This is a genomic window from Acinetobacter sp. Li1LvA2, from assembly GCF_056156705.1.
The window spans coordinates 1-236 of the sequence record NZ_JBSICF010000042.1; the positions used below are offsets into that span (position 1 = coordinate 1).

Here is a 236-nt window from a genome sequence, read left to right on the forward strand (position 1 = left end):
GTATCGTTAACTGTGCTGCTATTACCTGCTGCATCAGTGAAGGTTACTTTGGCATCAATGGTTTTATCTGTATCAGCAACTAAACCACTACCTGGTACACTTACTGTCCACGTACCTGCTGCACTGTCTACAGTTGCAGTATAGGTTTGACCATTAATAACAACAGTAACGACTGTATTCGTCGCATCTGCCGGAACATTTTTCAAGACACCTGTAATGGTGACATTACCTGATGC

At 42.8% G+C, this 236-nt stretch carries 1 protein-coding gene; it reads right to left on the bottom strand.

Features of this window, described 5'->3' with window-relative positions; all coding sequences use genetic code 11:
• The coding region (locus ACS604_RS19010; RefSeq protein WP_474772675.1) for a hypothetical protein at positions 1-236 on the bottom strand (236 nt) is incomplete at both ends.